This is a genomic window from Nocardia sp. NPDC059240 (genome assembly GCF_042753865.1).
Classification (GTDB): Bacteria; Actinomycetota; Actinomycetes; order Mycobacteriales; family Mycobacteriaceae; genus Nocardia.
In genome coordinates this window covers 331,180-356,336 of record NZ_JBHZAC010000001.1, presented here as the reverse complement: position 1 = coordinate 356,336, position 25,157 = coordinate 331,180, and the positions used below count along the sequence as shown (strand labels likewise).

Genomic DNA, 25,157 nt, shown 5'->3' with positions numbered 1-25,157 from the left:
GGCTGACGCCGAGCCGCCAGCCGCCACCCACCGATCCCAGCCCATGGACTGCACGCATCACCTTCAAAGACAAAACAAGACAACACAACAACGACACAAGACACCCTCCTCGCCGCCGAGTGGCACATTTCAGCGGACAATTCACCCAAAACCCCTCCGAAATGTGCCACTCGGCGAAAACCCCGCGACGACGAGCCTCCCGGACGGTGACCCGGCTGGTACCGCCACCCGGCGAGCCCAACCCAGCCACCTCCCAACCCCTCCTCCAGGCGTCCTTATCTTTTCTTCTTTTGTCTCTTTATCTTTCGCTCTTTCCAGCGGGTCGATACCGCGCAACGAACCGCCGCAGAATCTCCTGCGGCACAGTGATGTTCTCCCGATGCCCGAGCTCGGTCAGCGAATCCGCCTCGCTGGGATCGAAATAGCCTTCGTGACGATAGATTTCAATCCGCAACGCCAGCCCATGACCGTCGAGTTCCGGATGGAACTGTGTGGCGTAGACGTGCTCGCCAACCCGAATCCCCTGCACCGGGCAAGCTTCCGAGCGAGCCAGCAACACCGCACCCGGCGGGACATCCTGGCACGACTCCTTATGCCCCACGAACGCCCGGAACGACTCCGGAAGCCCATGCAGCAGTGTGTCTTTCACGGCATTCTCGGTGAGCTCAATGGTCGTCGCGCCCGCCGTCTCACCGTAGCGTTCGGTACTGACCCGCCCACCCAGCGCCTCCGCCAACATGCTCAACCCGTAGCACGCCCCGAGATACGGAAAGTCCCGCCGCACCACCTCGATGAGCAGCTTCTTCAGCTTCGGCTCGAACACCCGCTGATAGTCGTACTTCTTCTCCTCGGGATAACTGATATTGCTCGGCCCGCCCCCGACGATGACCGCCCAGTGATCCTCGAGGTCGATATCCGGCATGCCGTGATTCATCTCGACGCGCGTCACTTCGGCGGCGGATAGTCCGCCTGCGTCGAGGATCGCCTGGTACTCCTGATCGGAGGCCGCTTGCTCGGGTCGCAGCTGCAACAGCAGACAAGACTGGGGCATCCCCACATTGTCGATGCTCCGCCTGCCCGGGTTGACATCAATCGGGGGATTGACCTCGAGTGGGCTCGAGGTTGCAGGCTGGAATCATGACTCGACCGGCAGATTTCTGGAACACCGTCTATGACGAAGACACCGCGCCCTGGATCATCGGCGAACCTCAACCGGCGATCGTGGCCCTCGAGCGCGCCGGCGAGATCCGTGGCCGGGTACTCGAGCCGGGCTGTGGTGCGGGCGAACACACCATCATGTTGACCGCCCTCGGCTACGACGTGCTCGGCCTCGACTTCTCCCCCAGCGCAATCGATTACGCCCGAGCCAATGCCGAATCTCACGATGTCCCCAACGTCCGCTTCCAGGTCGCCGACGCCCTGACCCTCTGCGACGACGCCGACTACATCGCCGCCTTCGACACCGTCGTCGACAGCGCCCTGTTCCACGTTTTCGGTACCGTCCCGGAGGCCCGCGCCGCCTACGTCCGCAGCCTGCACGCGGTCTGCAAGCCCGGTGGCGTGGTGCACGTTCTCGCTCTCTCGGACACCGAACCCGGCCTCGGCCCGCGCATCAGCGACACGGTGATCCGCGAATCCTTCAGCGACGGCTGGGAATTGGAGCGTCTGGAACCCACTCGCTACCGTGGTCGGGTCACCGTGTTGAATGCCGGTCAGGCGGCCGAGCTCGAGGTCTCCGAGTCCGGGCTGGTGGATGTCGCGGCCTGGATGGCACGCATCCGTCGGCTCTGATAGAATCCCGGCTACCTCATCAGTTTATTTTCGAAAAGCCAAGGTACCTGTAACCGCCGGTTACAGGTACTTTTGTTTTCAGTCCCGATGCACCCGATCACTCACCAGGGCGCGTAGCGTCGGATCCTCGGCCCCGACGTGCAACGCCCGAATCCGCTGCACCGCAACCGCATCTGTTCCAGTGGTGCGCTCACTGAGCCGCTCGTGTTCCACCCACGACGGGCTGATGAACGTCTCGACGTGCTTGCCCGGATCGCTCGGATCGGAGTACATCGCCCAGTGCATGGCACCGTCACGGCGGCGTGACCGGCGCAGGTCCGGGATGGCCGCATGGAACTCCGGCAGGCTCTCGCCCGGGATGCGGTATTCGACGGTGAGCATGATCGGCCCGTCGTCGGGGGCCAACGTGATCGGGACATACGGTTCGAGCACGTGCGCCGACTGGACGTCGACCAGTTCGGCCGCCGAGAGCCGGAACCAAATTCCGAGCATCGTCTGCGCCGCGAGCGCGAGACCGGCCGCTGTGAGCGCCACAGGTAGCCCCGCACCGCTGGCCACCGCACCCCATCCGGCGGCGCTGATGGCGAACCCGAGCTGGAACACCAACTGGAACACCGCCAGGCCACGTCCGCGAATCCAGCTGGGCAGCACCGACTGTGCGCCGATGTTCAGCGTCGACATGACACCCATACCCGCCATTCCAGCTATGAACAACACCGGCAATGCCGGCGGAAAGGCGGTCAACTGGGCAAGAATCAACAGGCATGCCGCGTAGACCAGGCTGAAGACCAGCGCGATGCGATCGGGCGAGAAGCGTTTGCGGATCCGTGGCAGGGTGAGCGCACCACACACCCCGCCAACCCCGAGCACCGCAAGCAGCAGACCGTAGGTCGAGGCCGTCTGATGTAACCGGACGCGCGTGACCACGGCCAGCAGCGACGGCAATGCGGCGTAACAGAACACGAACCCTGCGGCGCGGATCAGTACTGCACGCAATTCCGGCGCATTGGCGACATAGCGCAGACCCGTGCGAATCGCGGTGGTCAAATGCTCGGGCGGGAGGTTACTTGCCGTGGGTTTGCGTCGCCAGATGTACACCACCGCAAGCACTCCCAGGAATGACGCGGCATTCAGCAGGAAAACGCCTCCGGATCCGACCACCGCCACCAGCACACCACCGATGGCCGGACCGATCGCCTGCGAGGCTGTCATGGCCACCGAGTTGAGGCTGATCGCCGCGGGCAACTCCGACGTCGGCACCAGTTCCGGCGTGATCGAGCTGAAGGCGGGCATGCCCAGCGTCGCGCCGACGCCCAACAGCAAGGTCCCTGTCAGCAGCAGTGCGGGATTCATGCTGTGCGCCAACGTGAGTGCGCCGAGCAGCACGGCCACCACCAGCTGCCACGCCTGCGTGAACAGAATCAGTCGCCGCCGATCCAGGATGTCGGCCAGCGCTCCGGCGGGCAGGGCCAGCGCGAAGCTGGGCAATGCGCTCGCGGTGGACAGGAGCGCCACCAGTGCCGCGGAACCGGTCAACGTGGTCATCAGCCAGGACGCGCTGACCAGATGCATCCACGATCCGATGTTGGACGCGATCGACGCGATCCACAATGCGCGAAAGGTATTGATGCGCAAGGGTGTCCACGGAGATGTCGCCGCGGCGGAGGCCGTACTCATTCGTGAGAGCGTACGGGCCTGCCTCGGTATCGGCGCGCTCGTTCGCGACGGGCCGAACCACCTGCGCTGATCATGGAATTGCCGCAAATCCGCACAGGGATCAGGATCGGGCGCGCAGTATTGGTTGTCTTGCTGTGCCGGGTGGGGACCGGTCGGGTTTTCGCCGCCGAGCGCAGCCGGTTCGGTTTCCCGAGGACAGGATCGCAGCATCATGGCGATACGCACCCGACTCACCCCAGACCAACGCAACTCGTTCATCGCCGCGCAGCTCGGCTGGACCATGGACGCCTTCGACTATTTCCTCGTGGTGTTCGTCTACGCCGACATCGCGAAGAGCTTCCACATGCAGAAGAGCGAGGTCGCTTTCATCACGACGGCCACGCTCATCATGCGGCCGGTGGGCGCGCTGATATTCGGGTTGTGGGCCGACCGGATCGGACGGCGCATCCCACTCATGGTGGATGTCGCGCTGTATTCGGTGGTCGGCTTCATGTGCGCGTTCGCGCCGAACTTCACCGTGCTGGTGATCCTGCGCATGATCTACGGCATCGGCATGGGCGGTGAATGGGGATTGGGCGCGGCACTGGCCATGGAGAAGATCCCCGCCGAACGCCGCGGGTTCTTCTCCGGGCTGCTGCAGGAGGGCTACTCCTTCGGCTATCTGCTCGCGTCTCTCGCTTCACTGCTGGTCAGCAACTGGCTCGGCCTGTCGTGGCGCTGGCTGTTCGCGCTGTCGATCATCCCGGCCCTGATCATCCTGATTCTGCGGGCACGCGTGCGCGAGTCGGAGGTCTGGGAATCCACCCGGGAGCGGCTGAAGTCGACGCGAACCTCGTTCCGCGACATCATCACCAACCCCGCGATCGTGCGCCGGTTCATCTACCTGGTGATCCTCATGACCGCGTTCAACTGGATGAGCCACGGCACCCAGGACGTGTACCCGACATTCCTGTCCGCCACCCAGCACGGCGGCGCGGGGCTGTCCACGGTCGCCGCCAAGTGGATCGCGGTCATCTACAACATCGGCGCGATCATCGGCGGCCTGGTCTTCGGCAGCCTCTCGCAGAAGTACGGCCGCCGCTACACCATCATCTTCTGCGCACTGCTGGGCCTGCCGATCGTGCCGCTGTGGGCCTACTCCCACACCGCCGCCATGCTCTGCCTGGGCTCATTCCTGATCCAGGTGGCCGTGCAGGGCGCGTGGGGAGTCATCCCCGCGCACCTCACCGAGATGTCGCCCGACGCCATCCGTGGCTTCTACCCCGGCGTCACGTATCAGCTCGGCAATCTGCTGGCCTCGCTCAACCTGCCGATCCAGGAACGGCTGGCCGAATCGCACGGCTATCCCTTCGCGCTGGCGGTGACGGCGGTCCCGGTGTTCCTGGCCGTCGCCATCCTCACCTCGATCGGCAAGGAGGCCAAGGGGATTCGGTTCGGCAGCGCCGACAGTCCGACGACCGCACCGGTGACGTCGGGGTGACGTCCCGGTGCGAGCGGCGAAACCGCTTGTGCGCTCGGTGATCCCGGGGTCTCAGTGATCCCGGTGTGCGACCAGCTGGGCGAGGGCGGCCAGATCGGTGGCGACGCCCTCGTCCGGTAGCGCCTCGAACGCCGCGTCCAAGGCCGTCGAGGCACGGTGCAGCGTGCACTGGCGACCACCGGCCTGCTCGATCATGTCGGCCGCCCGCGCTGCCCGGGCCGCCGTCATGGGATGGCGAGACTGGTAGAGGCGGGCCAGATCCCGGCCGGCCGCGGTCTCGGATTCGAGCGCGCACACCACCGGGAACGACTGTTTGCGGTGAATCAGGTCGCTGTGGGCCGGTTTTCCGGTGATCTCCGGGTCGCCCCAGATGTCGATGAAATCGTCGACCAGTTGGAACACCAGCCCCAGTTCGGTGCCGAAGGTGTGCATTGCGGACACCACCCGGTGATCGGCTCCCGCGCACAACGCACCCAGCGCGCAAGCGCAACCCAGCAGCGCGCCGGTTTTACCGGAGGCCATGGTGAGGTACTCGTCGACAGTGACGGTGGGCCGGGTTTCGAAGGCGCAGTCCTCGTATTGTCCCCGGCACAATGTCACCGTGGCCCGGGACAGGCGAATGACCGCCTCGGAGGCAACACTTTCGGGCGCGCCGTCGCACAGTACGCCGAGCGCGAGAGCCTGCAGCGCGTCGCCGAGCAGGGTTGCATTGGTCTCGCCCCAAACCCGCCACACGGTCGGGCGGCCGTGGCGGAACGGGTCGGTGTCCATGACATCGTCGTGGACGAGCGAGAAGTTGTGCAGCAGTTCGACCGCGGCGGCGGCGTACACCGCGGTAGTGACGTCACCCCCGCAGGCGGTGGCGGCGGCGAAGGTCAGCGCCGGGCGTAGCGCCTTGCCCTGGACACCCGCGATCTCCACGCCGTCGGGATCACACCAGCCGAAGTGGTAGCCGGCCATCGTGTCCAAGGGGTCGGCGAGGGAGCCGACCGCGGATCTCAGTACCGGTTCGATCGCGGATCTGGCCTCGGTCAGGCGGCGGCGGGCTCTTCGTTCGGTCGGAGCGTCGAGGGGGCGGGAGATGGATTCGGTGGCGCGGGCACAGGTTTCGTCATGCCCGGCCAGGGCGGCCGCGACGGGGCGCGACAACCCCCACCGCCGTCTGCCCTCGAGATGTTGTCCGACGGTGAATTTGATCGGTTTCGACGCTCGCATAATCGGCCCCGCTCTCTCGGACACGGATGCCACAGCCACCTGGTGGGAAGCTCGGCAGCCATGCTTAGAAGAAGCTCATAGTCCCATCACAACCCGAAACCTGGGGGTTGCCTGCGGATTCCAGTTCGGCAACGGCGGCAGGTTTCGTTTCTTCAGGTAAGTGGCAGTCCGTGCTCGAGCGCTTCCACGGGTGCGCTCATGTAGCGGGCCGCCTGATAGTGGTAATCGTGGTTCGCGCGCATGTAGACGGTGTAATTCCGGGCGGTGGCCAGGATGTCCGCGCGCTCGCGGCCGGTGATACCGGCATCGGTCAGCTCGGTCGGCAGCCGTTCGACGGCGTCGAGCACGCGCCGCACACAGTCCGAGAGCATCTCGTTGACGAGTTGCTGAGCCTGAGCTCGGTTGTGCCCGTAATGGAATTGCGCGAGCAGCACCGAGTTGTACAGGTAGCCCGACGCCTCGTCGGAGTCGACCGAGATCACATCGTTGAACAGTCCCATATGCTCGACGGCGGCTTCGCGCAGCCCGCGCATGGCGGGCAGGTTGCGGGCCGCGGTGGGCAGGTCGACGCCCTCGGCGCGTTCGCTGATGTCCAGAAATATGTACAGTGCCACCCCGTTTCGCCGATGTGCGCGGTAGGTCTCGAGGTCGGGCAGATCGCCCGAGAGCCGTCCCACGCTTTCGGTGTAGTAGGTCCAGAGCCAGTCGCGGATCTCGCCGCGCACGCATTCGCGCCAGGCCGTCGAGCGGTCGGCGCACAGTCGCTTCCAGAGGTCTGCGAAGGCGATCGCCAGGACCCCGGAAGGCGTTGAAATGCCGTCCAGTACGGCCTCGATGGCGGTGATCGCCGTCAAACACCGCCGGGGATCGGGGATTTCGATATCGAACTGATCATCCACCGTGAACGCCCAGGCGGTGTACTGACTCAGCAAGGTCAGCTCCGCCGCGCCCGCGTGCGGGCACCACAGCGCGTACATGCGGTGCGGCCGAGTACGCTCCATACGTCGGCGCGTGGGCTCGGTCGGGATCAGGTCGTAGGCCCGTAACCAGGACCACACGCCCGCTTCGGCTTCGGATTCCGCGGGGTTGAGCCCTGCGGCATCGAACGGCATGAAGATGTCGAGTGCTTCCATACGAAACTACCTATCCCCCGGCCATCGTATCGGGGACATCGTAGCGATAACGGCATTTCGGACGGTTGTGCTCGCATCTGAAATCTCACTCATTAGGATTCTGCGGGCTGGTCGGTCGTCAATTCGGTAGCGGGACAAGCCGTTGCGCCCCGTCGAAGAGCGTCCGCTCGGCCACCCGGGTCGCCGCCAGCGCGGCCAGCGTCGTCGCGGCAAGCAGCATGTACATCACCACGATCTGGTAGCGGATGGCCGTGAGCGGATCCACGCCCGCCAGAATCAATCCCGTCATCGCCCCCGGCAGACTGATCAGACCGACCACCTTGGTCGAGTCGATCGCCGGAATCAATGCCGTCCGCAACGCCGACCGCTGATTGGGCAGAAACGCCTGATGCGCCGAAAGTCCCAGCGCCAGCCGCGCTTCCACCGCATCCCGAGCCCGCCGCGCATCCTCCACCAACCGCCGCAACGCGATCCCCGTCGACTGCATCGCCGACGACACGATCATCCCACCCACCGGTACCACCACCCGAGCCTGCGTCGAAATAATCCCCAGCACAATCAACGACCCCAACGTGATCGAAGCCCCGAACGCCACCCCGATCGTCGCCGACCGCTGCGCATACGGCAACCCGGCCCCCCGCCGCCCCGCCACCTGCCCGGCGATGACAACCATCATCACCACCCAGCCCAGCGCCCCCGGTAACCCCGTGTGCCGGAACAGAATCAACAGAATCGCCCCCACGGCAACGAGCTGCACCCCAGCCCGCGCCGACGCGATCAGCAACTCCCGCGTCAAATGCAGTTGCTGCCGGTACGCGATCACCGCCGCCAACGCGACCAAAATCAGCGATGCCCCGACGCCCGCCCAGTCCGGAACCGAAAGCCCCTGCGTCATAGCTACTTCCCCGCTTCCGCACCCCGGGTGAGCCGCCCACCCGCCAACGTCCACACCTCATCCGACACCTGGGCCACGAATCCCGGATCATGGCTGACCAGCACCACACTCCCGCCCGCACCGACGTGCGCGCGAATCAATTCGCCGATCGCCACCGCCGACGCCCCGTCGAGCGCCGACGTCGGCTCGTCCAGCAGCAGCACCTCCGGCCCGACCGCCAGCGCCCGAGCCAGGCAAACCCGTTGCGCCTCACCGCCGGACAGCTCGCCGCAACGCCGTGCCGCGAAGCCGTCCGGCAACCCGACCGCCCCGAGCAACTCGTCGACCCGCTCGGCGCTCACGGCCCGCCCGACCACGACTTCCTCCCCCACCGTGTCGGTGAGCAACACCGGCCGCTGTGGCACCAGCCCCACCCGCCGCCGCAATGCCAGCACATCCATCTCGGTGACCGGTGCGCCGTCGAACAGCACCCGCCCATTGTCGGGTTCCCCGAACCGATTCAACAGCCGCAGCAAGGTCGTCTTGCCAGCCCCGCTCGGTCCGACCACGGCAGTGCACCGGTCACTCGCGAACGTCGCCTCGACGTCCGTCAGCACCGACGTCCCCCCGTGTCCGAGGCTCACTCGATCCAAGACAATGCTGGGCACGGGCTTACTCTAGGCGGACGCCGTCGGCAGCCCGCCGACCCGCCGTAGCCCCTCCGCGAGTTCGGCCCCGGTGGGCGCGGTTTCGGGGTCGATCAGCGATTGTGCGGCGAGGCCGATCAGCAGCGCCTGGTAGAGGGCTCCGACCGTCCGGCCCGTCTCCGGGTCGTCCTCGTCGGTGCCGTCGAACAGCCGCGCCAGCCCCACTCCCGGGTGGCCTCGCCGAGCGCGGCGGTCAGCAACGCCTCCTTGGATCCGAAGTGGTGCCCGACGGCGGCCATGCTGACCCCGGACGCGGTCGCGATATCCCGCACGGTGGTGCGGGCATAGCCCTTGCCGAACAGGCACTCTCGGGCGCCGGCGAGCTCCCAGAAGGTCCTGATCTCCGGTGCGAGCATCGCCGGCCCCGCCCTCGCTTTCTGGTTGAAGCGCTACGGATTCGAGCCGACGATTGTCGAGAAGTCACCCACCCTGCGGCCCGGTGGACAGGCCATCGATGTGCTGGGCACCGCCACCGAGGCCTGTCAGAAGTTCGCCGAAGGCGTCGGCGGCTGGTACGCCCCGAGCGGCAAGGCCATGATCGCCTTCCGCAATCTGAATGTGAAGCTGCTGCCGTATCTGCCGTGGCGCGGTCTGATCGGTGGTGCGCCCAGAAGGTGGCGCGGACCATCACGGCCGAGGATTACCGGGTCGGCGACCGGATTGCGTGACCTGGAACGACCCCGTTTCCGGGGTAATGCACTGACGGACCGGTCCGAACGAGATCCATTGCATCCCCATAGTTTTCGGAAATGGCAAGATCAAAGCCCGGGTCGTCGTACGCTGGCGCACCGTCCCTGAACAGATATCGGCACGACTCGGAGGCACCATGCTTTCCCTGCAGGAGATTTCGGACCGCTTGGAAATCGAGGACCTCATGGTCCGGTATTCCCACGCCGTGGATACCCACCAGTGGGAGTTGCTGGACGAACTCTTCACCACTGACGCTCACATCGACTACACCGCCATGGGCGGGCCCGCCGGTGACGTGGAATCCACCAAGAAATTCCTCGCCACCGTCATGCCCAATTTCTCGGCGTTTCAGCACATGATCAGTAATTCCTCGATCCGGGTGGACGGCGATCACGCCACCGCGCGCACCATGTGCCACAACCCCATGCTGGTCACCTCCAGCGACGGCAGCCGCCGGCTGATGCTGTGCGGGCTGTGGTACCACGACACCTTCAAGCGGGTGGACGGAGAATGGCGGATCCAGCAACGGGTCGAGGAGAAGAGCTACATGTTCATCGCGCCCGACGCCGTGCCCACGGCCACCAGCTGATCGAACAGTTCCCGGTCGTCGACGAACTGCTCCCGAACCTGTGCCGCCGGGTCACTCCCCGTGGAGAAGTTCGATGAGCGGGGCGAGCCGGTCCATATTGTGTTCGAGCACGCTGATGTAGTTGAAGCCGAAGCGTTCCCGGCGCTCGCGGAGTGCGTCGGCCATCTCGGCGGCCGTGCCGATCAGGATGACGGGCAGGTCCTCGATCGCGCCGCTGAAGTCGAACGGCAGATGTTTGGGGAGGTAGGCGGTCGCGGCCGCTCGCTCGGACGGCGCGACGATGCCCTGCACGAGAAGATTGAATTCCACGGCCCCGGCCCGGTTCTCACCACCGGCAGCGGCGAGGAGCCCGCGCACATAGTCGGTCTTCTTCGCGCTCGTCTCCGCGTCGGCGAAGGTGAGCAGGCCGCTCTCGGCCGCGCCCGCGCCGGTGAAGGCGACGATATCGGCGTGCTCGGCGGCCAGCCGGAGCGACCGTTCACCCCAACCGGCGATCATGAGCGGTGGCCCGCCCGGCCGTGTCGGCTGCGGCTTGTAGCCCGGATCCCCGAACAGGCGGCGCAGCGTCGCGACCGTCTTTTCGAGGTGTGTCACACGCTCGCCCGCGGAGGGGAACGGTATTCCGGCCGCGTCGAATTCGGCCCGCACATAGCCGGACCCGAGTCCCAGCTCGAACCGTCCACCGGTGAACTGATCGAGTCCGGCGACATCGCGGGCCAGCAGCACCGGGTTGTAGAAGGGCGCATTCAGCACGAAGGTCGTCAGCCGCGGCCGCTCGGTGACATCGGCGGCGAGCATGAGCGCCGGAAACGGCGCGGGCAGCCCCAGATGGTCCGGGACGGCGATGACGTCGTAGCCGAGAGTCTCGGCGCGACGGCATTTCTCGATCCACTGGGTGCGGGCGGCAGGCGTCGTGAGGTTCACGCCGAACCGGAAAGGGAGGACCATGAGTCTTGTCTACCAGTGGAATCCGGCACCGTCGTAGGGCGCGGCACCGGCGTGCGGCGAAGACTGCGAACCCGCACGGAATGAATTAACGCACGGACTGCGGCGAATGCGGCCCGCGCGACGGAACCGCGCGCCATCATGGGATATCGCTCGGTCCGGTCGCACCGCGAGGAGTTTGCGCCATGACGAAGCTGCCCGCCCCGGCGCATCAGCGTGCGGAGTTGGAGAAGGCATGGGCGCGCTGGACTTCCGGCTCCGGACCGGCCCCTGCCGCGAGCACCGAGGTGGTGTTGCGGCACGAGGTAGTGGAGTCCTGGGAGCGCTCGTTGCGCACGGTCGATCCGGCCCGCGCCGTCGCGCCCGCTACCGACCGTGACGAATTGGGTTCGCGCTGGGCCGAATCCCCGCTGCGCACCCCGATCACCGAGATGGCGGGCGAGCTGCGGGCGCTGGCGGAGGACTCCGGCATGGTCGCGGTGGTCACCGATGACACCGGGACCGTGCTCTTCAGCTGTGGCGACCGGTCGGTCCGGCGGCGGGCCGAGTCCGTCAATCTCGCCCCGGGCGGCTGCTGGGACGAACCGTACATGGGCACCAGCGGCGTGGCGCTGACACTACACAGCGGGCAGCCCACCTCGGTCTGGGCCGCAGAACATCTCGTGGAGGCGCTGCACGGCTGGGTCTGCTACTGCGCGCCCATCCGGGCCGCCGACGGCCGTCAGTTGGGGGTGCTGGATCTATCAACCTACTGGGATCGCTCACACCCCCTCATCCTGACAACGGTCCGAGCCCTGGTGACAGCCATCGAAGCCCGAGTGCACTTCGAACAATCCCGTCCGACCAATCACACCCGGTTGGAATCCCTGGGCGTGCCGCGGTTGTACAAGGCGGGCAAGCAGGTCCCGATGCGCCCACGCCAGATCGAGATTCTGACGCTGCTGGCGCTCGAGCCGGAGGGTTTCACCCCGGAACGCTTGCACGAGGCCATCTATGGTGAGCGGTCGGTGTCGTCGAGCACCCTCAAAGCCGATGTCTCACGCCTGCGTGCGGCCACGGACGGCCAGATCGCCGACCGTCGCTACATGCTCACCGAACCCCTCGCCTGCGATGCCGTGGAACTGCTGGCCGCACTCGAGGCCGGCGACCTGACCACGGCCGTGCGCGTGTATCGCGGTCCGCTGCTGCCGGATTCCGACGTCCCGGGCATCGTGCAGTGGCGGGAGCAGCTCGACGTCTGCCTGCGCACCGCCGTGCTCGCCGACCGCAATCCCGAGCACGCGCTGCGCTTCGGTCAGCGCTGCCCGGACGATATCGAGATCCACGAGCACGCCCTGCGCCTGCTGCCGCACGGCGACAGCCGCCGCGCCCTGGCAACGGGCCGTCTGCACACCGCGCTGCACGCCTGAATCCGACGTATCGAATCTGTCCGGATTGTCCTGTCCTGCAGCCCGAGTCGGCATGCAGTGACTTAGCAACGTTTCGCCAACCGGACGCCAACCTCCCGCCAACCTTCCCGGTTCATAGTGACCCCCGTCACCGCAGTACGCGATCAGGGGAGCCGCGCCATGATCTATGCCAAACCCGGCACCGACGGCAGCATCGTCAGCTTCAACCGCCGCTATGACAACTTCATCGGTGGTGACTGGAAAGCGCCGATCGAAGGCAGATACTTCGACAATCCCTCGCCGATCGACGGCGAAACCTTCTGCGAAGTAGCGCGTTCGAGTGCCGCGGACATCGATATGGCGCTCGAGGCCGCGCACCGGGCGGCCGAGGCCTGGGGTGCCACGGCGGTGACGGATCGTGCCAACATCCTCAACAAGATCGCCGACCGGATCGAGGCGAATCTGGAGCAGCTGGCCGTCGCGGAGACCTGGGAGAACGGCAAGCCGGTACGCGAAACCCTCGCCGCCGACCTGCCTTTGGCGGTCGATCACTTCCGCTACTTCGCCGGCGCGGTGCGCGCACAGGAAGGCTTCATCTCCGAGATCGACGCCGACACCGTCGCCTATCACTTCCACGAACCGCTCGGCGTGGTCGGCCAGATCATTCCGTGGAACTTCCCGATCCTCATGGCCGCCTGGAAGCTGGCCCCCGCGTTGGCGGCCGGCAACTGCGTGGTGATCAAGCCCGCCGAGCAGACCCCGGCCTCGCTGCTGCTGGTCATCGAGCTCATCGCCGATCTGTTGCCGCCCGGAGTCGTCAACGTGGTCAACGGATTCGGCGTCGAAGCGGGCAAGCCGCTGGCCTCGAGCCCGCGGGTGGCCAAGGTCGCCTTCACCGGCGAGACCACCACCGGCCGCCTGATCATGCAGTACGCCAGCGAGAACATCATCCCGGTGACCCTGGAGTTGGGCGGCAAGAGCCCGAACATCTTCTTCCCGGATGTGATGGCCCACGACGACGACTTTCTGGACAAGGCAGTCGAGGGCTTCGTGATGTTCGCGCTCAACCAGGGCGAGGTCTGCACCTGCCCGTCGCGCGCGCTGATCCACTCGTCCATCTACGACGACTTCATGGCCCTCGCCATCGAACGCACCAAGGCGATCAAGGGCGGCAATCCGCTCGACATCAACACCATGATCGGCGCGCAGGCCAGTAACGACCAGTACGAAAAGATCCTCTCCTACATCGATATCGGCCGCAAAGAGGGCGCGAAGGTGCTCAGCGGCGGTGAGATGCGCAAGGTGGAGGGTTTCCCCAATGGGTACTACATCGAGCCGACGATCTTCGAGGGCCGCAACACCATGCGGATCTTCCAGGAGGAGATCTTCGGTCCGGTGGTAGCGGTGACCCGCTTCGACAACGAGGTCGAAGCGGTCACCATCGCCAACGACACCCTCTACGGACTGGGTGCGGGCGTCTGGAGCCGCGACGGGAACACCGCGTACCGGATGGGCCGGGCCATCAAGGCCGGCCGGGTGTGGACCAACTGCTTCCACGCCTACCCGGCGCACGCGGCGTTCGGCGGTTACAAGAAGTCCGGTATCGGCCGCGAGAACCACAGAATGATGTTGGACCACTACCAGCAGACCAAGAATCTGCTCGTCTCCTACTCGGCAAAGAAGCTCGGATTCTACTGAACACCAGCCCTTCCCAGATCAGACGAGCCGCAAGTCTGCGAGGAGCGTGATGAAGGCAGGTTCCGTCACCCGAGTGACCATTACCGAAGCCGCGGCGGACATGCTGCAACGGCTCATCGACCACCACGGTCCGGTGATGTTCCATCAATCGGGCGGCTGCTGCGACGGCAGTTCCCCGATGTGTTATCCCCTCGGTGAATTCCGGGTCGGCGCGGCCGATGTCTTGGTCGGCCGCATCTTCCCGGATACGGCGTTCTGGATGAGCGCCGACCAGTTCGAATACTGGCGCCACACCCATCTCACCGTCGACGTGGTCCCCGGCCGCGGCGGTGGTTTCTCCCTCGAAGCCCCCGAGGGAGTCCGATTCGTCATCCGGTCACGCCTGTTCACCGATGCCGAGGCTGCGGTGCTGGAAGCGGCTCCCGCTCCGCGCCGAGGCAACGAGCTGGCCGGATGAAGGAAGGTGGCGCGGCCGGTTTCTCCGGGTCGGCCGCGCCATCGCAAAACTTCGTGAGCTGAAAATCCTTACCGCGGAACGCGACCCGTCCCGATCCAGGCGATCGTGGACAATGCGGTGCCCGGGACGTAATGCTCGCGCAGGTAGTCGATCATGACCTTCTCCTGCGCGGCCCACGTGGCCTTGTCGGTCTTGCGCCGGGTCGCCTGCAGCGGCGCACTCCCCCGGGTCAGCTTGTCCCACATCTGCTCGGCGCTGTCGTAACTGAATGCCTCCGCGTGCGCATGCACCGCGACATCCTCGAATCCCGCTGCGAGCATTTCCTTTTCGAAGACGTCCGGATTCTCGAGACTCTCCGGATTCGAGCGCGGCGCGGGGAACCCCGGAATGCCCGCCTGGAACGCCTCGAACAGCAGCGTCATCAACGGCGACTCGGTGATCGGAGCCCAGCTCGACACCACCGCGGTCCCGCCCGGCCGCACGACCCGGCACAACTCCGCGAAACCTCGCCCGCGATCGGGAAAGAACATCACCCCGAACATCGAGAACGCCGCATCGAAAGTATCACCGGCATAGCGCAATTCCTGCCCGTCCCCGACGCCGGTGAGCACATTACCGATGCCGCCCTGCATGACGGCCAGCCGCAATCGCCGGATCATATCGGCCGCGAAATCGACCGCCACCACTTCCCGAACCCGGGGCGCGGCCAGCAGCGCGAGCACCCCGGTCCCGGTGGCCACGTCGATGATCCGATCGCGCGGACTCAGCTCGGCCAAGCCAAGCGCGTGAATCGCGAACGGCCGCATCATCTCCGAGACAACCGCGTCATACCCCTCGGCAACCTGATCCCACGCCCCCGGCGCGGCCAGCGGATTCTCCGGCATTCGACCACCCTTCCGTCGGGTACAGCGTACGCACCGGACGTCGCGGATCCAGTTCCGGCCCTTCCAATGACGCGTCTCGCAGACATGTGCCTTCTCCGGATGCCTGGGAAGAATGTCGGTGTCCTCTCGTACGGTTGATACCTAGGGCGGTAGCCCGGGATCGGCTCATCGAGGAGGGGTGACGTGGCCGGTACTCTCGTCTACAGACTTCGGGTTGAACATATCTATCAGCGCCGCTTCGACTCGGCCGATCTTGCCGTGGCGCTGCGATTCAGCCACTGGTACATCATCACTCGACGGCCGATCACGAAGATCGTCGCAGAGTCGGTCCGGATCGATGATCAGATCCTGACAGCGGACTTCAGTACTCACACGCTGGATGGCGTGGCACGGGTGGGCACCAGCGGGTCCGACTTCGAACAACTTGGAGGGGTTCGAGACTTTCGTGTCTATGCGGACGGCGCCTACTTCTCGATGTATGTGGGCGATCAGCTCGTTCATGGTGATGCATGGGCGTTGGCGTCGTTACTGTCCGGGGCGGAGTCCGACATCGCCGGCCAGGAAGTGATGTATATCGGTCAGGCGTTCGGCGACGACGGCAGCTCCAATGCATGGCATCGAACTCAGAATCATAAAAAGCTACAACGAATCTACGAGGACCATGTCGACAGCGGCTACGAAATATTCGTAGCCCCGCTGGCTTTCGAAGATGGGCAATGGACCAGCGATGACCACATCGACGATTCCGAGCAAGGTCCCAGCCTCGAGGAATACCTGAAAACCTTCCGTACCTCCGCAGGAAATCCGATCACCAGCACAGCTGTCGACCTGATTGAACACAGCCTCATCTCGTACTTCGTGCCGCCATACAACGAGAAGCTCACAGAGTGGCGTGCAGGCGACCCGACGCTTGCTATGCAAGCTATGCGGTCCGCAGGCTTTCGCCTGCTCCAGGTCATCCTCGACGGGTGGGGAGGGTTGGCTAGGTTTCATTCTGCGCAGTCCTCGGCCCTGCTTCGCAGCCACGTTATCTCACAAGACATTCCCCCTGAACCCCGTCTCCCGGTACTGCGTGGGATATCCGCGCCGACATTGAGCGACTGGCGGCTGGATGCGATTCGAGTACGCGAGGGCCAGGCAATGTTCACGGCCTTGACGGAGCACTCGGACGTCATTCTGAGAGTGTTCGGAGTCGAAGCGCCGCGCCTTAGGCGGCCTCCTGCGGTCCATCTTGCCACCGAACCTACGGAAGGCTCCCAGCCTGAATGGCGAAGCAGCAATGCCGATTCGCACAGAAGGATCCGCGAACATATTAGTTCGGAACGTCAGAAGGAACGCCGAGCGCGGGATGCCTGGGTGTACAACGGTGTCCAGACGTACGACCCGGCCACCGGAGCGATCACGGTCGGTGAGACTCTCGGTGAGGATCCGGTGCCGTGGAAGTGGCGATTGAACGATCCCGTGACCGGAGCGGTCTGTTCCACGCTGGTAATTGGCAATCAGGGAATGGGAAAGTCCAGCTTCCTGCGCTTGGTCATGACTCAGGCGCTGCAGTCTCGGCGCTTCTTCGTGCTTCCATCAGACCCCTCCGGTCGAAATGGATTCGACGTGACATGGCCATCCCTATACGACGACGGGTACGTGGCGACCGACCTGGAGGCCACTCTCAACAATCTTGCGATGGCCGAGCGATTGATCGAATCGCGGAGGGCGGCAGGCAATTACAAAATGCCCAGCGATGCCGAGCCAGCTATTTTCGTGGCAATCGATGATGCCGACATCCTGCTGCGTGACAAGCAGGGTGCGGAGGCCGTGACAGGAATCCTGTCCGCCGGAGCTCACGCAGGTGTGGGACTCTTGCTGGTAGTCACAGATATTGCGGGTTTGGAATCGTGCCCGTGGCTCCTGGAGAGCTTGATTCAGAACACTGAACTCTGCGCCATGATGCCGGATGGCCGGTGGGTTATGGCTGACCTCAGAGCTCGTTACGCACGGAGTCGAACGACCACGGTGGTGAATTCGGTTGCCGTACTTCGTGGCTCGACCCACTCGGTGGTCGGGATCGTCATAGCGACAGCTGATCCTGCGACCACGTTCGATGCCGCGAAGCGCTGGGCAAATGAGGAGCTGGGCGGGCGTGGAATTACCCTTGGCAACTGGAAACCACCTGATGGCCTATCCGTCGCGTGGCATGCCTACGTTCCAGGTTCAATGGACTGCTGGGAGTTGCGTCTGCACACCGACGCTTGGGCACTCATCCGAATCTTTTCGAGTTTCCCGCACATGACCGGCCCCCAGGTATTGGATTGGGCGTCCGGAGTTGTCGCCTTCCACCTTGGCTACGAGCCCACCGGCTGGCAAGTTGGCCCGTCGGCCGTCGACTGTGATGGGCTGACCTATTACGCCGAGGTTGTCGAGGGCGGAGTACCGATCAATCAGATCAGGTAGTAGCAGCAGTCATTGATACTCGACGATCGGGCCTCCGGCCCCGCCCGAGGCCCGATCGCGGCGGCTGTCAGCGGCCGGGGAGGAAGCGGAAGCTGCGGGCCAGGGTCATGAGGAGCGGTTGCCACTTTTCCTGGGAGAGGAAGGATGGGGGGTCGAGGTTGAGGATTCGGGTGATGACGATGGATTGGGGTTCGGTGAACTTCAGGAGGCCGTCGGGGCCGTGGCGGCGGCCTACGCCGGAGATGCCCATGCCGCCCATGGGGGCGCCGGTGGTGCCCCAGGCGGGGGCGTAGCCCTCGTCGATATTGACTGTGCCGGCGTGCAATTGCTCGGCGATGTGCTGGCCCTCGGCCTTGCTGGAGGCCCAGACGCTGGCGTTGAGGCCGTATTCGGTGTCGTTGGCGCGGGTGATGGCCTCGTCGACGGAGTCGACCGGGTAGATGGAGACCAGGGGGCCGAAGGTTTCGTTGCGGCCGCACTCCATGGCGTCGGTGACATCGGCGAGCACGGTGGGTTCGTAGAACAGTGGGCCGAGGTCGGGGCGGGCATTGCCGCCCGCGAGCACCTTCGCGCCCTTGGAGACCGCGTCGGCGACATGCTTGGTGACGGTCTCGAGCTGTGATTCGGAGATGAGGCTGCCGATATCGGCCGAGAAGTCGTAGGCGGCACCGAGTTTCGCGGCCTTGACCGCGGCGGTGAACTTCTCGGTGAACTCCGCCGCGATGGAATGCTCGACATACATGCGCTCGATGGAGATGCACAGCTGACCGGCGTTCGAGAAACACGCGCGCACAGCGGCTTTGGCGGCCTTGTCCAGATCGGCCCCGCGCGCCACGATCATCGGGTTCTTGCCGCCCAGCTCGGCGGAGAAGCCGATCAGTCGGCGACCGCACTGCTCGGCCAAGGTGCGGCCGGTGGCGGAGGAACCGGTGAACATGAGGTAGTCGCAGTCCTCGACGATGGCCGTGCCGACCACGGTGCCCGGACCCGGCACCACCGCGTAGAGATCACGCGGCAGACCCGCGCGAATGAACAGCTCCGCATTGGCCAGCGAGGAGTACGGGGTCTGGCTGTCGGGCTTGACCACCACCGCATTACCGGCCAACAGCGCCGGGATGGAATCGCCGACCGACAGCAGCATCGGGTAGTTCCAGGGCGCGATCACCCCGACCACACCCTTGGGCACGGCCCGCACGGTGGCCTTGTTCAATACCGGGAACGCGCCCGCCACACTGTGCGAGGCGAGTAGTTGCGGCGCCACCCGGGAGAAGTAGCGGGCCGCGAACATCAGGCCCATGATCTCTTCCTGCGCGGCCCAGCGGGCCTTGCCGGTCTCGGCCTGCACGATGTCCATCAGGAATTCGCGGTTCTCGACCACCAGCGCCCGGTAGCGTTCCAGCACCTCGGCCCGCTGCTTGGGCGTGCGGGCGGCCCATTCCGCCTGGGCGGCACGGGCTTTGGTGATGGCGAGGGCGACATCGGCGGCGGTTCCGACCGGCACTTCGCCCAGGGTCTCCCCGGTGAACACCTCGGTGATCGCTCGGGTCGCATGGTCCTGGGTGGAATCCACGGCCGCGAACGAGCGCAGTCGTTCGAATACCGCGGCAGCCGGCACCGGCATCATCGCCTCCTACTTACGAGTAACTTCCAGGTACACACAATCTACCCCCGCGCCGCGCGCGCGGGGGCAGGACCGTGCAGGTCGACCCCGATGTCGCCCCGCCGAAGACGCTAGGCGGCACGCCGTTCGCGGGCATCGACGTTTTCCGTCAGGCGGGTGGCGATAGCTGCCAGATCCCCGGACGTCACGGGCGGAGGCCGATCGGGGAATTGCCCCTATTGCCGCTTTTTCGGCCTCTAGCTGCGATTTCTGTAACCGATCGGGTCCGCGCAACGAACAAACAGCCAGAACTACCTCGGGACAGGGATCCGGCGGCGACGGCAGCGCCGAGGAGATCCGGCCACGATCCCGCATCCGCACGAGGGGTGCGGATGCGGGATTGCCGGGATCGTCGAAATCCGCAGTAGCCCAGGTCTATTCGTTCACCAGCAGCGCGCTATTCGTTCACCAGCACAGGAATCGACAGCACCGCGGCGGCGACCGCCGCGTCCGCGGGAGCCGCGGTGATCGTGAACGCGATTCCGTCGTCGCCAGCCACATGACCATTGCCCGCATGGCTGCCTGCGGCGGACTCCCCGTCGGCACGCTCGAAACGCCCGCTGCCGACCAAATGCCCGCTCGCGTCATAGAAATCCGCCCGCACCTCCAAGGCCAGCAGATCGCTCACGTCGGAGGTGACGGCCAGGGTGCCGTGGACGGTCGCACCGTCGAGTCGGGTGCCGCTCAGTCGCACCCGATCGGTGAACGGACCGGGCGTGAGTCGCACTTCACCGGGCGTGACCGACACTGCCGCGGCGGGTGGTTCGACCACACGCGGGCCGGCCGAGGGTTTTGCCGCCGGCGCGGGTGCCGAAGCGGGCGTGGACGAACACCCCGTGACCGCGAGCGGCCCGGCGAGCAGAATGCCCGCGATCAGAACCCGGCTGCGCGACCTCACGGCAGCAGGGCCTTGTGCATCTTGGTGTAGAGCGACGTGTTGTCCTGGCTGGCCGCGAACACGTCCGCACCCGGACCGTAGGCGTAGATCATCACGTCTGCGCCGGTGTGATTGCCCGACAGGTAGGTCAGCCACAGGCTCGCCTCGGGCGAACCGTCCTTCACCTCGGCCGCATCGTCCGGTGTCCGGAAGGTCGCGGGCGCGAAGTTGCGCGGATCCGCCTGTCCCGCACCATTGAGCGGTCCGGTCGAGCGCGCCGGATCCTTCACATTGTCCTTGGCCTCACGCGCGGGCTTGCCATTGTTGGCCGGGTTGGTGGCATCGACATTCGTCGGTCCCGCAACGGCTTCGGCATTGGTGAAGGTGCTCTTCTCGATGATGTTGAAACCGGCGCATTCATGGTCGGCCGTCACGATCACCATGGTGTGGCCGTCCTTCTTGGCGAACTCCGTGGCCGCGGCCACCGCGTCGTCGAAGGCCTTCACCTCGTCGAGGGTCTGGGCGGCGTCGTTGGCGTGCGAGCGCTTGTCGATCTGCGCGCCCTCCACCTGCAGCAGGAAGCCCTTGCCGTCCTTGCGTGCCGAGAGCAGGTCGATGGCCTTGGTGGTCATGTCGGCCAGTGTCGGCTCCTGCTTCTGCGGGGCCGAATCCGGCAGCGCGTTGCGGGCATTGGTGACCGTCAGGTTCCCGCGATTGAACAGCCCGATCACCTTCTGCCCGGTCACCGACTTCAGATCGGCGGCGGTGGCGACCTTCTGGCTCTCCGGGGTCTGCGCCTTCAGCGCCGGATCGCCCATGCTGCCCAGCACCTGATAGCCGTTGTCCTGCATGACCTTCTGGTCATCGGGCTCGAAACGGGCCAGACCGCCGCCGAAGATGACATCGGCGGTGCCATTGCGGGCGATCTGCTCGGCGATCGGGGTCACCAGCGTCTTGTCCGACGGCTGCGCCTCGAAGCTGCCGTCGGACTTCTTGGGCAGACACGACGATTCGCTGAAGGTCGGTCCCTGGCAACCACGCAGCAGCGTGTGGCTGAACATGGCGGCGGGGGTGGCGTCGGTGATCTCGGCGGTGCTGACATTGCCGGTGGCGAATCCGGCCGCCTTGGCCTGCTCCATGAGCGTCGGCACCGACTTGCCGTAGGCGTCCACGCCGATGGCCGCGTTGTAGGTCTTCACACCCGAGGCCCAGGCCGTCGCGGCGGAGGCCGAGTCGGTCACCAGGGACGGCTTGGCACTGTTCGGTTCGACCGCATAGGTCGCGACCGCGCCCACGTAGGGCAGCTGTTCCATGGCGAGTTGGCCGTTCGCGCCGACGAACCGGTGCCGGGCCGCGGTGACATGGGTGCGTCCCATGCCGTCGCCGAGCAGATAGATGATGTTGCGAACCTCGTTGTCGGCCTTCTTGTCCGACCCGCAGCCGGCGACCAGTGACGCTCCGGCCACGGCGGCTGTGACCGCTGCGATCGCGCTCAACCAGGCGCGCTTTCCGTTCTGCACTTCGTCTCCTCCGTCCTCGCTCCCCGGGGCACCGGGTGCGGCCCGCTGTCCCGGGCGGGGCCGAAGGTAGTGCTACATGTTTGCTCGTATACGACTCACAGGAAACTCCCAGCCGACTCGCAGGTGAACGTAACTATTTTCGGATGGAAGCGGTCCGGCAACCACCCGGCTTACGGGAGTTCGGTCGAAGGTGTCAAATCCCGTCCCGCACAAAAGGACTCGGAGCGCGAGTGCGGTCGGACCGCAGTTACGTTGCAGCGATGCGCTTTCCGAAGCTCGGGGTCCGCACCCGGATCCTGGCCATCGCGCTGGTCCCCAGTCTGGCGCTCGCAATCCTCGGCGTCAGCGCGGCCGGAACGCTGGTGGACCACTCTCATCGGGCCCGCAACTGGGCCGACGAAATGCAGGCCGGTATCGCACCGACCCGTGAGCTGATCGAGGCCGTGCAGGCCGAACGGCAGCTCACGCTGTGGCGGGTGGCGGGCATGGATATCGATGTGCGCCAACTGACCACGGCCCGGCAGCGGCTCGACAGCGCGCTGCGGGTGCTCGCCCCGACCCAATCCGCGCTCTCGCGGATGGGGCCGGAATCCATGGGGCAGGCCACCGACGCCATCAGCGACGTAGGCAAGCACCTGGCCGAATTGCGCACCGGCGTGGACGCGGGCTCGGTGGCGCTCGCCGACGCCTACACCTTCTACAACCGCATCCCGCAGAGCGTGATGGCGGGCGTGGAGATCGCGGAGAAGACCGCACCGGATGCCGCGACCACGGTGGAGCTGACCCAGGCCGCCGACGTCCTGCACAGCCTGGAGGCCATGAGCCGCGCCTACGCCCTGGGCGCGTCACTGATCGACGGCGACAACCTCTCCCCCGAACTCGGCACCGAATACCTCAGTCTCGTCGGCTATTACCGAACCCGCATCGACACCATCGTCGCCGCGCCCGACCGGCAGCAGTCCGCGGCCGCGAAGGCGCTGGTCTCTAGTCCGGCCTGGCTACGTCTCGGTGTGGTCGAGCCCGTGCTGGCCCAGCGCACCCTGCCGCCGACCGACACCGCGAAACGGACCGCCCCGCAGCCGTTGCCGATCTCGGTCGCCGACTGGCAGCGCAGTTCCGACGAGGTCACCCGCGGGCTGGCCGAACTGTGGCAGTCCGAGAACGCCGAGGCCCAGCACCTGGCCAGTTCCGCCGCCTCCGACACCGCCCGCAATTCGCTGTGGGCCGGGGCGGGCATGGTGGTGGTGGCCGTGGTCGCGATCCTGGTCGCCCTGGCCCTGGCCAACCGGATCATCCGCAGGCTCAGGCGATTGCGCGACCGCACCCTGGCCCTCGCCGACGAGCAGCTGCCCGAGACCATGCGGCGGCTGGCCGCGGGCGAACACCTCGACATCGAGGTGGAGACACCCGCGCTGGACTTCGGCCGGGACGAGATCGGCCAGGTGGCCGAGGCTTTCGGGCATGCGCACGCGGCGGCCGTCTCGGCGGCGGTGACCGAGGCGCGTACCCGCGAGGGCGTGAAATCGGTCTTCCTCAATATCGCGCACCGCAGCCAGGTGGTGGTGCATCGGCAGTTGGAGATCCTGGACGCCGCGGAGTCGCAGCAGGAGGATCCGGCACTGCTGGACATCTACTTCAGCCTCGATCACCTCGCGACCCGAGAGCGTCGCAATGCCGAGAACCTGATCATTCTCGCGGGCGGACAGCCCGGTCGGCAGTGGCGCAATCCGGTCCCGCTGCTCGAGCTGGTGCGCAGTGCAGTCGGTGAGACCGCCGACTACACCCGGGTCCGAACCGCCCGTCTGCCTTCGGCTTTCATCGCCGGGCTGGCCGTCTCCGACGTCATCCACCTGCTGGCCGAGTTGATCGACAATGCCGCCAGTTTCTCCCCGCCGCAGTCGCGGGTGGAGATCTCCGGCGCGTCGGTGGGCCGCGGGGTGGCCGTCGAGATCGGCGATCAGGGCATGGGCATTCCACCCGACGACCTGGAACGGTTCAACACTCTGCTCAGTGCCCCACCGGATTTCGCGGTCACCAGCATGTCGACGGATTCGCGACTGGGTTTGTTCGTGGTGTCGCGGCTGGCCGCCCGGCACGGGATCTCGGTGCGCCTGTCGGACTCCGACTACGGCGGTGTGCGTGCGATCGTGCTCATCCCCTCCTCGGTCATCGAGGGCGAGCTGAGCGTCGCCGATACCCGGACATACAACCGGATATCGCAGCGCGACACCGGCTTCGAACCGGCGGCCCTCGAGGCACCGGCGGTCGAGCCCGCGCCGCGCGCCGAGTCGGTGGCGAGCTTCGATGCCTGGGCCGGCCACCACACGGGCGCACACGACATCGCCGCCGCGACCGCTCCCCGTCGCCCGCAACCACCCGCTCCACCGGATCCGGCTGCCGCACCGCGCGACCCGGTCGACGAGCGACCGGAACTGCCGCGCCGGCGCCGTCAGGAGAGCCTCGCACCCGAATTGGCGGAGCCGACCGCCGGGGAATCCGCCCCCGCACCGTCCGGCGACCGCAGCGCCGCGCAGGCGCGAGATCTGTTCTCGGCCATCGAGAACGGCACCAGGCAAGGGCGGCTGGCCGATCCCGGCGCGCCCTCGGCCGGTCCAACCCGACAGGAAGGCGACGGTGAACACCTCCCACGCTGGTGATCTCGACTGGCTCCTCGACGATCTCGTCGACAAACTCGCGGGCGTGCGGCACGTGGTGGTGCATTCCACCGACGGGCTGCTGCTGGGCCGGTCGGCCGGGATGAGCCGCGAGGACGCCGAGCACTTCTGTGCGATGTCCTCCACGCTGTTCGGGCTTTCCCGCAGTGCCGGACACCGATTCGACGCGGGCGGGGTGCGGCAGGCCGTCATCGAACTCGACCGGGCGGTCCTGTTCGTCACCGCCGCGGGCGCGAACGCCTGCCTGGCGCTGCAGTCCGGGGCGGACGCCAACCTGGGCATGGTCGCCTACGAGATGAACCTGACCGTGCAACGCGTCGGCTCGTTCCTGTCGGCCGCTCCGCGGCACCGCGCGTGAGGGCATGCGTAGCGATGCCCACGCATATATGAATCGTTTCGTCAATCACAGTCCCGCTCAGCGGAACCCGTGGGGCGTATGTGACGTACGT

The 25,157-nt window shown here is 66.1% G+C and carries 22 protein-coding genes and 1 pseudogene; 10 read left to right on the top strand and 13 right to left on the bottom strand.

Annotation, left to right across the window (positions count from 1 at the left end):
• Nucleotides 1-298: 298 nt before the first annotated feature.
• Nucleotides 299-1,051 carry a glutamine amidotransferase gene (locus ACFXHA_RS01790; RefSeq protein ID WP_379352105.1) on the bottom strand — a complete coding sequence of 251 codons (753 nt, stop codon included), beginning with the start codon at nt 1,049-1,051 and terminating at the stop codon, nt 299-301.
• Between the two features lie 86 nt (nt 1,052-1,137).
• Here ACFXHA_RS01790 and ACFXHA_RS01785 point away from each other — a divergent pair, with 86 nt between their 5' ends.
• Entirely contained in the window at nt 1,138-1,791 is a 654-nt protein-coding gene (locus tag ACFXHA_RS01785) for a class I SAM-dependent methyltransferase (RefSeq protein ID WP_379352104.1), read from the top strand.
• A 78-nt stretch (nt 1,792-1,869) separates the two neighbouring features.
• On the opposite strand, the gene ACFXHA_RS01780 is transcribed toward ACFXHA_RS01785, so the two are convergent.
• Nucleotides 1,870-3,468, bottom strand: a complete 1,599-nt coding sequence (locus tag ACFXHA_RS01780) for an MFS transporter (protein ID WP_379352103.1) — start codon at nt 3,466-3,468, stop codon at nt 1,870-1,872.
• A gap of 211 nt (nt 3,469-3,679) precedes the next feature.
• Between ACFXHA_RS01780 and ACFXHA_RS01775 the strand changes: the two genes are divergently transcribed.
• Nucleotides 3,680-4,948 (top strand): MFS transporter, encoded by a 1,269-nt coding sequence (locus tag ACFXHA_RS01775; RefSeq protein WP_379352102.1) that lies wholly within the window; start codon nt 3,680-3,682, stop codon nt 4,946-4,948.
• A gap of 51 nt (nt 4,949-4,999) precedes the next feature.
• Here the strand turns inward: ACFXHA_RS01775 and ACFXHA_RS01770 are convergent, their stop codons facing one another.
• From ACFXHA_RS01770 to ACFXHA_RS01745, 6 genes are all read right to left on the bottom strand, one after another.
• Complete coding sequence (locus ACFXHA_RS01770; protein ID WP_379353403.1) at nt 5,000-6,031, bottom strand: polyprenyl synthetase family protein; 1,032 nt, start codon at nt 6,029-6,031, stop codon at nt 5,000-5,002.
• Between the two features lie 284 nt (nt 6,032-6,315).
• A complete protein-coding gene (locus tag ACFXHA_RS01765; protein ID WP_379352101.1) occupies nt 6,316-7,296 on the bottom strand; it encodes a terpene synthase family protein in 981 nt (326 codons plus the stop codon).
• 118 nt (nt 7,297-7,414) lie between these two features.
• Nucleotides 7,415-8,191 (bottom strand): ABC transporter permease, encoded by a 777-nt coding sequence (locus tag ACFXHA_RS01760; protein WP_379352100.1) that lies wholly within the window; start codon nt 8,189-8,191, stop codon nt 7,415-7,417.
• A 2-nt stretch (nt 8,192-8,193) separates the two neighbouring features.
• Nucleotides 8,194-8,838, bottom strand: a complete 645-nt coding sequence (locus tag ACFXHA_RS01755; RefSeq protein WP_379352099.1) for an ATP-binding cassette domain-containing protein — start codon at nt 8,836-8,838, stop codon at nt 8,194-8,196.
• Nucleotides 8,839-8,847: 9 nt separating this feature from the next.
• Nucleotides 8,848-9,042, bottom strand: a complete 195-nt coding sequence (locus ACFXHA_RS01750) for a hypothetical protein (protein ID WP_379353485.1) — start codon at nt 9,040-9,042, stop codon at nt 8,848-8,850.
• Nucleotides 8,955-9,233 carry a helix-turn-helix domain-containing protein gene (locus ACFXHA_RS01745; protein WP_379352098.1) on the bottom strand — a complete coding sequence of 93 codons (279 nt, stop codon included), beginning with the start codon at nt 9,231-9,233 and terminating at the stop codon, nt 8,955-8,957. Before ACFXHA_RS01745 ends, ACFXHA_RS01750 begins: the two co-directional genes overlap by 88 nt.
• Here ACFXHA_RS01745 and ACFXHA_RS01740 point away from each other — a divergent pair.
• Nucleotides 9,169-9,366: pseudogene (locus ACFXHA_RS01740) on the top strand (hypothetical protein); the annotation flags it as partial. The gene ACFXHA_RS01745 and the pseudogene ACFXHA_RS01740 overlap by 65 nt on opposite strands.
• A gap of 337 nt (nt 9,367-9,703) precedes the next feature.
• Nucleotides 9,704-10,156 carry a nuclear transport factor 2 family protein gene (locus ACFXHA_RS01735; RefSeq protein WP_379352097.1) on the top strand — a complete coding sequence of 151 codons (453 nt, stop codon included), beginning with the start codon at nt 9,704-9,706 and terminating at the stop codon, nt 10,154-10,156.
• A 51-nt stretch (nt 10,157-10,207) separates the two neighbouring features.
• Here ACFXHA_RS01735 and ACFXHA_RS01730 read toward each other — a convergent pair whose 3' ends face one another.
• The gene (locus tag ACFXHA_RS01730; RefSeq protein ID WP_379352096.1) at nt 10,208-11,104 is read right to left on the bottom strand and encodes a TIGR03621 family F420-dependent LLM class oxidoreductase; all 897 of its coding nucleotides are present in this window, start codon (nt 11,102-11,104) and stop codon (nt 10,208-10,210) included.
• A 182-nt stretch (nt 11,105-11,286) separates the two neighbouring features.
• Here ACFXHA_RS01730 and ACFXHA_RS01725 point away from each other — a divergent pair, with 182 nt between their 5' ends.
• From ACFXHA_RS01725 to ACFXHA_RS01715, 3 genes are all read left to right on the top strand, one after another.
• Nucleotides 11,287-12,510: a transcriptional regulator gene (locus tag ACFXHA_RS01725; RefSeq protein WP_379352095.1), complete on the top strand. Its 1,224-nt coding sequence runs from the start codon at nt 11,287-11,289 to the stop codon at nt 12,508-12,510.
• Between the two features lie 159 nt (nt 12,511-12,669).
• Entirely contained in the window at nt 12,670-14,187 is a 1,518-nt protein-coding gene (gene adh / locus ACFXHA_RS01720) for an aldehyde dehydrogenase (protein WP_379352094.1), read from the top strand.
• A 49-nt stretch (nt 14,188-14,236) separates the two neighbouring features.
• Nucleotides 14,237-14,644: a DUF779 domain-containing protein gene (locus ACFXHA_RS01715; protein ID WP_379352093.1), complete on the top strand. Its 408-nt coding sequence runs from the start codon at nt 14,237-14,239 to the stop codon at nt 14,642-14,644.
• A gap of 68 nt (nt 14,645-14,712) precedes the next feature.
• On the opposite strand, the gene ACFXHA_RS01710 is transcribed toward ACFXHA_RS01715, so the two are convergent.
• A complete protein-coding gene (locus tag ACFXHA_RS01710) occupies nt 14,713-15,528 on the bottom strand; it encodes a class I SAM-dependent methyltransferase (protein WP_379352092.1) in 816 nt (271 codons plus the stop codon).
• Nucleotides 15,529-15,711: 183 nt separating this feature from the next.
• Here ACFXHA_RS01710 and ACFXHA_RS01705 point away from each other — a divergent pair, with 183 nt between their 5' ends.
• Nucleotides 15,712-17,976: a hypothetical protein gene (locus tag ACFXHA_RS01705; RefSeq protein WP_379352091.1), complete on the top strand. Its 2,265-nt coding sequence runs from the start codon at nt 15,712-15,714 to the stop codon at nt 17,974-17,976.
• 67 nt (nt 17,977-18,043) lie between these two features.
• On the opposite strand, the gene ACFXHA_RS01700 is transcribed toward ACFXHA_RS01705, so the two are convergent.
• From ACFXHA_RS01700 to ACFXHA_RS01690, 3 genes are all read right to left on the bottom strand, one after another.
• Nucleotides 18,044-19,597 (bottom strand): succinic semialdehyde dehydrogenase, encoded by a 1,554-nt coding sequence (locus ACFXHA_RS01700; protein WP_379352090.1) that lies wholly within the window; start codon nt 19,595-19,597, stop codon nt 18,044-18,046.
• A gap of 436 nt (nt 19,598-20,033) precedes the next feature.
• Entirely contained in the window at nt 20,034-20,534 is a 501-nt protein-coding gene (locus ACFXHA_RS01695; protein WP_379352089.1) for a hypothetical protein, read from the bottom strand.
• Entirely contained in the window at nt 20,531-22,033 is a 1,503-nt protein-coding gene (locus ACFXHA_RS01690) for an alkaline phosphatase (protein ID WP_379352088.1), read from the bottom strand. The genes ACFXHA_RS01695 and ACFXHA_RS01690 overlap by 4 nt, the downstream gene beginning before the upstream one ends.
• Before the next feature lie 260 nt (nt 22,034-22,293).
• Between ACFXHA_RS01690 and ACFXHA_RS01685 the strand changes: the two genes are divergently transcribed.
• Both ACFXHA_RS01685 and ACFXHA_RS01680 read left to right on the top strand, forming a co-directional pair.
• The gene (locus tag ACFXHA_RS01685) at nt 22,294-24,690 is read left to right on the top strand and encodes a nitrate- and nitrite sensing domain-containing protein (RefSeq protein WP_379352087.1); all 2,397 of its coding nucleotides are present in this window, start codon (nt 22,294-22,296) and stop codon (nt 24,688-24,690) included.
• Nucleotides 24,668-25,066 (top strand): roadblock/LC7 domain-containing protein, encoded by a 399-nt coding sequence (locus tag ACFXHA_RS01680; RefSeq protein ID WP_379352086.1) that lies wholly within the window; start codon nt 24,668-24,670, stop codon nt 25,064-25,066. The genes ACFXHA_RS01685 and ACFXHA_RS01680 overlap by 23 nt, the downstream gene beginning before the upstream one ends.
• The last annotated feature ends 91 nt before the right edge of the window (nt 25,067-25,157 follow it).